Origin of the sequence: Acidithiobacillus sp., from assembly GCF_023255755.1 — a bacterium.
GTDB lineage: Bacteria > Pseudomonadota > Gammaproteobacteria > Acidithiobacillales > Acidithiobacillaceae > Acidithiobacillus.
On the sequence record NZ_JAGDVS010000010.1, the window covers coordinates 1 to 9687 of the forward strand.

The following is a 9687-nucleotide window of genomic DNA, read 5'->3' on the forward strand; positions in this document are numbered from 1 at the left end:
AAAGGGGAATATTCCATTCTCAAGTCGTGAAATTTTTGTTATTCGAAATGCCCTACACGCGGAGACACCGACCCAGGATTTATGTGATTCCGGTTATATGGAGAGCTGATCATGGATAACAGAAAACTGCTACTCATGGCGCAAGACATCGCAGAAATGCCGGGCGAGCGTAAAGTGCATTTCCTGAATCCAAACGCTGTCCGGATCAACAAATCCCTGGGCGATGCCATAGGGTTGCAACACATGGGTGTACACCTCATCCAGGTGGAACCCGGAAGGGAAAGTACCGAGTACCACATCCATCATGAAGAAGAGGAAGCGGTCTATGTGCTCTCTGGCAAAGGCATACTCGTCATAGAGGCAGAAAATTTTGCCATCAGACCTGGAGATTTTTTTGGGTTTCCACGCCATCGTGCCGCTCATACCATCCTGAACGATGGGACGGAAACACTCGAGTGCCTAGTCATCGGTCAGCGCCTGGATCAGGATGTCGCGGATTACCCGAATCAGCATAAACGCCTATACCGTAATAATGGGGAATGGAATCTGGTGGATATGGCAGATATCCGTGTGTTGCGCGAATCCACGCAGGAATAACAGGAAATCTATGAAACGCGCAAAATCCGATACCCAGCCGTCGCCGCACTTTCTGATGGAAAGCGCCACCGTAGATTATGCGCATGCCGATATCCGCAAGTTGGCGTCCGCGCTGTCCTCTGACGATCCAACGGCAACCGCCAGGCGTTGCTTCGAATGGGTACGCGATCACATCGAACACAGCATGGATTTTCAACGGGAAGAAGTGACCTGCGCAGCCTCGAACGTGTTACAGCAAGGCACTGGCCTATGCACCGCGAAAAGTCATCTGCTCGTGGCCTTATGGCGCGCCAACCAAATCCCCGCGGGATTCTGTTATCAACGACTGACGCTGGATGGCCCCAATCCGCCCTACTGTACACACGGCTTCACCGCGATCTGGCTGAATGGCCGGGGCTGGTATCGTTGTGATGCGCGCGGCAACAGCAAACCTGGTATCCACTGTGAATTCACGCCCGGACAAGAAAACCTGGCCTATCCGACTATGTATAACGGCGAGCAGACTTATCCGGAGGTTTGGGCAGAGCCCTGGCCAGACTTGCTCGCCGCCATGGGGAAGCTGCAAAACATATCGCAGTATCGGAACCATCCCATTGATGCCCGCCCGCCGCGGATTTGTGCGTAAACGAGCCTACGGGAACGAACATACATAACGCGGAGACCGACCATGTATTGCCCTGACCCGTTTGCGGAAACCCACCCGGAAATCCTGCGGGCGCTGATTCAGCGTTACCCTCTCGCAACACTGGTCAGTGTGGGTGTGAATGGTCTGGAGGCGAATCATATTCCCTTGTACCTCGTACCTGGTGAAGGACCGCAACTGGTGCTGCAAGGCCATGTGGCACGTGCCAATCCGCTCTGGCGGGAAGTGCTATCGAACAGCGAGGTGTTGGCCATCTTCCAGGGGCCGCAACACTACATCAGCCCCTCGTGGTATGCGACCAAGGCGGAAACCGGCAAGGTGGTGCCCACCTGGAACTATGCTGTCGTCCATGCCCACGGTCCGCTGCACGTCAGAGACGATCCCGCTTGGGTACGGCAACAGATGGTCGCCCTGACCGCGCAGCAGGAGAACGGCTTTACCATGCCCTGGCAGGTGGATGATGCGCCTCGGGATTTTACGGAGCGGCTCATCCAGCAGGTGGTGGGCATAGAAATCCCCATCTCCCGCTGGATGGGTAAGTGGAAGGTCAGCCAGAACCAGCCAGTTGGTAACCGTGACAGCGTCGTTGCGCACCTGGAGCAGCAAAAACAGCCTGATTCTGAGGCCATGGCTGAATACGTTCTGGTCGGCCTGAAAGGCGGCAAGAGAGACCATCCTTGATGACGATTACTGTGGGTTTTCTGGTGTTCCCGGGTATTCAACTGCTGGATATGTCCGCCTCGGTGTCATAGAGCTTGGCGATCCAGGCCAATGCCTTCTGGGTATCGGTGCCGCAGGAATCGCGGACCCAGTCCAATGTAAAGATTATACATACCCAATCAGCAAGCATCACTTTAGGGTTTTCGTTTTTGTGACCGTAATAAGGGTGGGGGCATCGTCATGCCATGGAGGTTCAAGCTTATACACAACTTATTACGATTATAAATTGTGAACAATAGGCGTATTGTGGACGGCGGTCCGGACAGGCACCGGAACCGTGTTTTGCTCCATCCCCAATGTTACAATCAGGTGCATATTCGAAAATTGGAAGCGGTAACTACCGGATTCCGCAAGGGGTCTTAGTAGAGGCTTGAGCCGTGTGAGGTGAAAGTCTAACGCACGGTTCTGAGGGGTGGTCCAGTAATGGACCGTCCCTACCCAACTCCATATAAGGAAATATCAACCATGACAACAAACACCCTCACACCGGAACTGCTCCACAAGATGGATGCCTACTGGCGCGCCGCCAACTATCTGTCGGTCGGCCAGATATATCTCTACGACAACCCGCTGCTGAAGCGGCCGCTGGCGCTCACGGACGTGAAGCATATGCTGCTTGGGCACTGGGGCACGACGCCGGGGCAGAACTTCATCTACGTTCACCTGAACCGGGTCATCAAGAAATACGACCTCGACATGATCTACGTCTCCGGCCCCGGGCACGGCGGCCCGGCGGTGGTGGGCAACACGTACCTCGAAGGCACCTACAGCGAGATCTATCCCAATATCAGCCAGGATGAAACGGGTCTGCAGAAATTGTTCAAGCAGTTTTCGTTTCCCGGCGGTATTCCGAGCCACGCCTCGCCGGAATGCCCGGGCTCGATCCACGAGGGCGGCGAGCTGGGCTATTCGCTCAGCCATTCGTTCGGGGCGGTGTTCGACAATCCCGATCTCATTGTCGCCTGCGTCATCGGCGACGGCGAGGCGGAAACCGGGCCGCTGGCCACTGCTTGGCATTCCAACAAGTTTCTCGATCCGGTCACCGACGGCGCGGTGCTGCCGATCCTGCATCTCAACGGCTACAAGATCGCCAATCCGACGGTTTTCGCCCGCATCGAGCCGGAGGAACTGGATCAGTTCTTCCGCGGCTGCGGTTGGACGCCTTATTACGTCGAAGGGGACGATCCCGTGCGAATGCACGAGACCATGGCGGCGGCCCTCGATACAGCGGTGGAGCAGATCAGGAAGATTCAGCACAATGCTCGCGTCAACGGCAAAACCATGCGCCCGCGCTGGCCGATGATCGTGCTCAAATCGCCCAAGGGCTGGACCGGTCCCGAATGGGTGGATGGCCTGCAAATCGAAGGCACCTTCCGCGCACACCAGGTGCCGATTGCCGTCGATGCCGACCATCCCGAACACCTCAAGCTGCTAGAAGACTGGCTGAAGAGCTACCGGCCGGAGGAACTGTTCGACGAGTCGGGCCGCCTCAAACCGGAACTGGCCGAACTGGCGCCCAAAGGCGAGCGACGCATGGGCGCCAATCCTCACGCCAACGGCGGTATGTTGCTGCGCGATCTGATCATGCCGGATTTCCGCGACTACGCGGTGAAGGTGCCGTCTCCCGGCGCCGTGACGGCGGCCGACACGCACGAACTCGGCGTCTTCCTGCGCGACGTGGCCAGGCTCAATCGGGAACAACGCAATTTCAGAATCTTCGGTCCCGACGAAACGCTTTCCAACCGCTTGAATGCCGTTTTTGAGGTCACCAACCGGCAGTGGGACGCACGCACACAGGCCAACGATGAATTCCTCGCCCTCGATGGCCGGGTCATGGAGATGTTGAGCGAGCATCAGTGCGAAGGCTGGCTAGAAGGCTATCTGCTCACCGGCCGGCACGGGCTGTTCAATAGCTACGAGTCCTTCATTCATATCATCGACTCGATGTTCAACCAGCACGCCAAGTGGCTGAAGGTCACGGCGGATCTGCCGTGGCGGCGGAAGATCGCGTCGCTGAATTACCTGTTGGCCTCGCATGTCTGGCAGCAGATGCATAACGGCTTTACCCACCAGGACCCCGGTTTCATCGACCACGTGGTGAACAAGAAGGCCGATGTCGTGCGCGTTTATCTGCCGCCGGATGCCAACTGCCTGCTCTCGGTCTGGGACCACTGCCTGCGCAGCCGCCACTACGTCAACGTGGTGATCGCAGGTAAATATCAAGCGCCGCAATGGCTGTCGATGGACGCCGCCGTCAAGCATTGCACCGAGGGCATCGGCATCTGGCAGTGGGCCAGCAACGACCAGGCCGTGGCGCCCGACGTGGTCATGGCCTGCTGTGGCGACGTGCCCACGCTGGAGACGCTGGCCGCCGTCTCCATCCTGCGCGGGCACCTGCCTGAGCTGAAAATTCGCGTGGTGAACGTCGTCGATCTCATGAAGCTGCAGCCGCAAATCGAGCACCCCCATGGCTTGAGCGACATGGACTTCGACGAGCTCTTCACCAAGAACAAGCCGGTGATCTTCGCCTTCCATGGCTACCCGTGGTTGATCCACCGGCTCACCTACCGCCGCACCAACCACGACAACTTTCACGTCCGAGGCTACAAGGAAGAGGGCACCATCACCACGCCCTTCGACATGACGGTGCTGAACGACCTGGATCGCTTCCACCTCGTGATGGACACCATCGACCGCCTGCCGCAGACCGGTGACCGGGGCATCTACCTGAAGCAGCAGTTCAAGGACAAGCTGATCGAGCACAAGCAGTACATCAACAAGCACGGCCAGGACATGCCGGAAATCCGCGATTGGGAATGGAAAGGATGACACCGCGATGGCGCTGCGACTGATCGAGATGGTGTTGCAGGAGAAGGATGGCGCGGAACTCCGTGACCTTCTCAAGGAGCACCAGGTGCTCGAACACCGGCAACTCCGCTTGCCCGACGGAGAAGTGCTGGTGCGGATTTTGTTGGACGCGGAACGGAACGAAGCGGTGCTGGATTTGCTGGAGAATCGGTATACCGGTGAGGCAGGCAACCGGGTTGTGGTTCTGCCCGTCGAAGCGACACTGCCGCGTGCCGAACCGAAGCCGGAACCAGAGACAACAGCCACGCTCGACCAACCGTCGTCCGAGGAGAAACCGTCGGGACGGATCGGCCGGGAGGAGTTGTACGAGGACATCAAGGACGCCGCCGAGTGCTCGCGGGTCTATTTGGCGATGGTGGTGTTGTCCACCATCGTGGCGGCCATCGGTCTATATTACAACAGTGTGGCAATCATCATCGGAGCGATGGTGATTGCGCCCTTGCTCGGGCCGAACATGGCGCTGGCACTCGCCACGACCCTAGGTGACCTGACCCTGCTGCGGCGTGCGCTCCTGACAGCCCTGACCGGAATTGCGATGACAATGGTGTTGTCGGTGATCATCGGTGTGCTGCTCCAGGTGGACCCGGCAACACCTGAAATTGCATCGCGCAACGGAGTGGGGCTGGGCGACATCACCGTGGCCTTGGCATCGGGCGCGGCGGGCGCGCTGGCGTTCACCACAGGTGTGTCGACGACCTTGATTGGGGTGATGGTGGCGGTGGCATTGTTGCCGCCGCTGGTGGCGTTCGGCCTGCTGCTGGGCGGCGGGCATGCAGCGCTGGCAATGGGTGCGTTGTCGCTGTTCCTGATGAACCTGATCTGCGTTAACCTGGCTGGGGTGACGACGTTTCTGGTGCAGGGCATTCGCCCGGCCACTTGGTGGGAAAAAGATCGCGCCGTAAAATCCACGCGCATCGCCATCGTGCTGTGGGCGGTACTGTTGGCGGGATTGGTCGGCATGATCGTGCTGTGGCAAAAGGGCTAAATGGACTTACTTTTCCGGGGTATGACAACAAATTTCCTGCAACTCACGAAACCTTGGGGCCCGCAAAGACAGAAGGAATACCCCTCATGAAACCCGATACCGACCAGTCCAAGGCGCCCGAAGCGCAGTCAGTTCCGAAGCATGAATCGAAGCCCGATGCGAAGGACGATCTGAAATCCATGCCCCTGGCGGAGGTGGAGAAGAAATTGGCGTCGTCGCCGGACGGGCTCCCCCAAGCCGAGGCGGAAAAGCGGCTGACCCAATACGGACCGAACGAGATCGAAGAAAAGAAGGCCAATGCCTTCCTGAAATTCCTCACCTATTTTTGGGGTCCGATCCCGTGGATGATCGAAGCAGCCGTGATTCTTTCGGCCGTAGCCCGGCATTGGCCGGACTTTTTCATCATCCTGGTTCTGCTCTTGGCCAACGCAGTGGTCGGATTCTGGGAGGAACACGCAGCGGGCAATGCCATCGAGGCCCTCAAGGCCAAGCTGGCGGTCAAGGCCCGGGTGATACGTGACGGGAAGTGGGTCAACCCGGCGGCGCGCGAGCTGGTGCCGGGCGATGTCATTCGCATGCGCCTGGGCGACATCGTGCCGGCGGATGTGCGGCTGCTCGACGGCGATCCCATGTCGGTCGACCAGTCCGCGCTGACCGGAGAGTCCTTGCCCGCGTCGCGCAAGCTGGGCGACGCGGTGTTTTCCGGTTCCATCATCCGCCGCGGTGAGAGCAGCGCGCTGGTGTACGCCACGGGTGCGAATACCTACTTCGGCAAGACCGCAGAACTGGTTCAGGACGCGCACACCGTTAGCCATTTTCAAAAGGCGGTGTTGAAGATCGGCAACTACCTGATCATTCTCGCGGTGGTGCTGGTGGCGGCGATCATTGCCGTCGCGATTTACCGCGGTGACCCGATCCTTACCACGCTGCAGTTTGCCCTGGTGCTGACCGTGGCCGCGATTCCGGTGGCGATGCCCACGGTGTTGTCGGTCACGATGGCGGTCGGCGCGCGCCTGCTCGCCAAGAAGCAAGCGATCGTCAGCCGCTTGGTGGCCATCGAGGAACTGGCCGGCGTGGACATCTTGTGTGCAGACAAGACCGGCACGCTGACCCAGAACAAGCTCACGCTGGGCGATCCGTTCAGCGTGAACAATGTCTCTGCCGAGCAGGTTATCCTCGACGCCGCACTGGCGTCGCGCGCGGACGACAAGGACACCATCGACCTGGCCGTGCTGGGCGGCCTGAAGGATGACAAGGCCCTGAAGGGCTACCAGGTGGTGCATTTCCAGCCGTTTGACCCGGTGCACAAGCGCACCGAAGCGACCGTCAAGGGGGCGGACGGAAAACAATTCAAGGTGACCAAGGGCGCGCCGCAGGTGATCCTGGCGCTGGCGGCAAATGCGGGCGAAGTCAAGTCCGCCGTCGACAAGGCAGTCAACGACTTTGCGGCGAGCGGCTTTCGGTCACTAGGCGTCGCCCGGGCAGAGGAGGAAGGCAAGTGGATGCTTGTCGGCGTATTGCCCTTGTTCGATCCGCCACGGGAGGATGCCAAGGCAACCATTGCCACCGCGCTGGCGATGGGCGTGCAGGTCAAGATGGTGACGGGGGACGCACTGGCCATCGCCAAGGAAACCGCCAAGAAGCTGGACATGGGCGCCAATATCCTCGATGCCTCCAGCCTCGGCGACTCCAAAAAGGAAGAGACCGCAGAGGTGGCCGAGTCCATCGAAAAGGCCGATGGTTTCGCCCAGGTGTTTCCCGAACACAAGTTCCACATCGTGGATGTCCTGCAAAAACGCGGCCATATCGTCGGCATGACCGGCGACGGGGTGAATGATGCCCCCGCGCTGAAGAAAGCCGACTGCGGCATCGCCGTATCGGACGCGACCGACGCGGCGCGCGCGGCAGCGGCCATCGTGCTGATGACGCCGGGCCTGTCGGTGATCATCGATGCGATCAAGGAAAGCCGGAAGATTTTCCAGCGGATGAACAGCTACGCGATCTACCGCATTGCCGAAACGCTGCGCGTGCTGCTGTTCATGACGCTCTCGATCCTGATCTTCAATTTCTATCCGGTGACGGCGGTAATGATCGTGATGCTCGCCTTGCTCAACGACGGCGCGATCCTGTCCATCGCCTATGACAACGTGCATTACAGGGACCAGCCCGAGGCCTGGAACATGCGCATGGTGCTGGGGATTGCCACGGTACTGGGCCTTGTCGGTCCCATCGCCGCATTTGGCTTGTTTTTCCTTGGCGATCGGGTTTATCACCTCAACCATGCGCATCTCCAGACAATGATGTATCTGATGCTGTCGGTAGCCGGGCATCTGACGATTTTCCAGGCGCGCACGCGCGGCCCCTTCTGGTCGATACGCCCGGCGCGGATTTTGTGGGGGGCCGTGCTCGGCACGCAAATCGTGGCGACGCTGATAGCGGTTTATGGGCTGTTCATGACACCCCTAGGCTGGGGTTGGGCGGCGTTCGTCTGGGGTTACGCGCTGGCGTGGTTCCTTGTGACCGACCCTGTGAAGCTGCTCGCCTATCGGATTCTTGATCCAGTCAAAGCTGGAACCAAGCCTAGTTCCAAAGGCGAGGACAGGCCCGGTGATCTGACACCGCAGATCGCTACACGGGCGTATGAACTGTACGAGCAGCAGGGTCATCAGGACGGTCAATCAGTTCAGAACTGGGACAAAGCGGAGCGGGAGGTTCGGGAAGATCAAGCCAAGGCTGAAGCTAAGCCTGAAACACTGGCTGAGCCGAAGCCAGAAACCGAAGCCGCTGAGTCTAAATCTGGAAGCGGAGATCAAGCCGCAGACCGGGGCCAATGCCCAACCTAAACCTGAAACCCGCTAATTGGGTGTAAGCCATAATTGCCGATCTTCCCGGCGTGGGCGCAGAGTCAGCATTGGCTGGCTCTCGCCAAACCAATGTTTTCCGGCACCGCCGACTACTGGACCAATGCCGCTCAAAATTGAGCAGACCGTATACGGAAAATCGTGTCGGACGGGCGTTGTGGCCAGAAACCTTGCCGTCGAGGTTTGCCGACAGAATTTTCGGTGGTTTGCGCTTATACCATCACTACGCTGGTTTCGGTATAAATGCCATACACCATCCGGCAGGCGCAATTGAGCCAGCTACGACTGTGCAGCAGTGTGGCGCAATAAAATGTGCGCACACGGAACATTGATCCTTGCCCTTGGGATGTGGCTGATACTGCAACGTAGCCTTCGGTGTCATTCCAGGACATTTCTCTGCCGCATGGGCTATGCCAATAGGATTCATGCCTGTAATGGATCCTGCCACCACGGCGCTGGCCGTAATCGCAATACCCTTCAACAGATCACGCCGACGCATACCTTCAGGCTTCAATTTATTGTTTCCATTCTGTTCGTTACCCATTGGGGTTACTCCTCCATCATCCGTGTTACAATTGCGCATCCATGACCAATTCCCGCCGCGTCATAGCCCCTCGAGTCACAAAAAATGCTTCCTTGTTATTCCGAGTGTGGGGCATAGGCAGAGGGGAACCCAAATAATTGCTAGACAACTTGTATCATACTGTCACGTCGCTGCTGATCCAGGATGTATGGCCTGGTTTTGCTCGATTTCCCGCCTTTGCCAATTGTCCAGCTTACCATGTCGTCGCCATAGTGGTCTCCCCTGCTGGTATGCCATGATAAAAGAATCATAGTGTAATTCAGCGGGCCAAGTCATCCACTACATGATCGGTTCCTGAATACCTGTTGAGCATGTACCTGGGCAATCCAATGTCCACAATCAGTCTGCCGACCATCAGGGCTCAACGGCGGCAGGGCAGCGAGAGCGGACGCTCGGGTGAAGCGCCGAACGTCTCTCATAACGTTCGCCG

General features: G+C 58.4%; 7 protein-coding genes. 6 read left to right on the top strand and 1 reads right to left on the bottom strand.

Going from position 1 to position 9687, the window contains the following annotated elements; all coding sequences use genetic code 11:
- The first annotated feature begins 111 nt into the window (after positions 1-111).
- From Q0C48_RS01045 to Q0C48_RS01070, 6 genes are all read left to right on the top strand, one after another.
- Positions 112-597 (top strand): cupin domain-containing protein, encoded by a 486-nt coding sequence (locus Q0C48_RS01045; protein ID WP_291520715.1) that lies wholly within the window; start codon positions 112-114, stop codon positions 595-597.
- A gap of 10 nt (positions 598-607) precedes the next feature.
- The gene (locus Q0C48_RS01050) at positions 608-1222 is read left to right on the top strand and encodes a transglutaminase family protein (protein ID WP_291520716.1); all 615 of its coding nucleotides are present in this window, start codon (positions 608-610) and stop codon (positions 1220-1222) included.
- A 42-nt stretch (positions 1223-1264) separates the two neighbouring features.
- Positions 1265-1921, top strand: a complete 657-nt coding sequence (locus Q0C48_RS01055) for an FMN-binding negative transcriptional regulator (protein ID WP_291520717.1) — start codon at positions 1265-1267, stop codon at positions 1919-1921.
- A gap of 504 nt (positions 1922-2425) precedes the next feature.
- Positions 2426-4789, top strand: coding sequence for a phosphoketolase (locus tag Q0C48_RS01060; RefSeq protein ID WP_291520718.1), 2364 nt, complete (start codon positions 2426-2428; stop codon positions 4787-4789).
- Between the two features lie 7 nt (positions 4790-4796).
- Positions 4797-5813, top strand: coding sequence for a TIGR00341 family protein (locus tag Q0C48_RS01065; RefSeq protein WP_291520719.1), 1017 nt, complete (start codon positions 4797-4799; stop codon positions 5811-5813).
- Between the two features lie 86 nt (positions 5814-5899).
- Positions 5900-8656 (top strand): plasma-membrane proton-efflux P-type ATPase, encoded by a 2757-nt coding sequence (locus Q0C48_RS01070; RefSeq protein ID WP_291520720.1) that lies wholly within the window; start codon positions 5900-5902, stop codon positions 8654-8656.
- A 241-nt stretch (positions 8657-8897) separates the two neighbouring features.
- Here the strand turns inward: Q0C48_RS01070 and iro are convergent, their stop codons facing one another.
- Positions 8898-9218, bottom strand: a complete 321-nt coding sequence (gene iro / locus Q0C48_RS01075) for an iron oxidase (protein WP_291520722.1) — start codon at positions 9216-9218, stop codon at positions 8898-8900.
- Positions 9219-9687 lie beyond the last annotated feature (469 nt).

What these genes read in the sequence shown, in the direction of transcription:
- Q0C48_RS01045 (WP_291520715.1), top strand. Translation starts at nt 112, where the DNA reads ATGGATAACAGAAAACTGCTACTCATGGCGCAAGACATCGCAGAAATG.
- Q0C48_RS01050 (WP_291520716.1), top strand. Translation starts at nt 608, where the DNA reads ATGAAACGCGCAAAATCCGATACCCAGCCGTCGCCGCACTTTCTGATG.
- Q0C48_RS01055 (WP_291520717.1), top strand. Translation starts at nt 1,265, where the DNA reads ATGTATTGCCCTGACCCGTTTGCGGAAACCCACCCGGAAATCCTGCGG.
- Q0C48_RS01060 (WP_291520718.1), top strand. Translation starts at nt 2,426, where the DNA reads ATGACAACAAACACCCTCACACCGGAACTGCTCCACAAGATGGATGCC.
- Q0C48_RS01065 (WP_291520719.1), top strand. Translation starts at nt 4,797, where the DNA reads ATGGCGCTGCGACTGATCGAGATGGTGTTGCAGGAGAAGGATGGCGCG.
- Q0C48_RS01070 (WP_291520720.1), top strand. Translation starts at nt 5,900, where the DNA reads ATGAAACCCGATACCGACCAGTCCAAGGCGCCCGAAGCGCAGTCAGTT.
- iro (WP_291520722.1), bottom strand. Translation starts at nt 9,218, where the DNA reads ATGGGTAACGAACAGAATGGAAACAATAAATTGAAGCCTGAAGGTATG.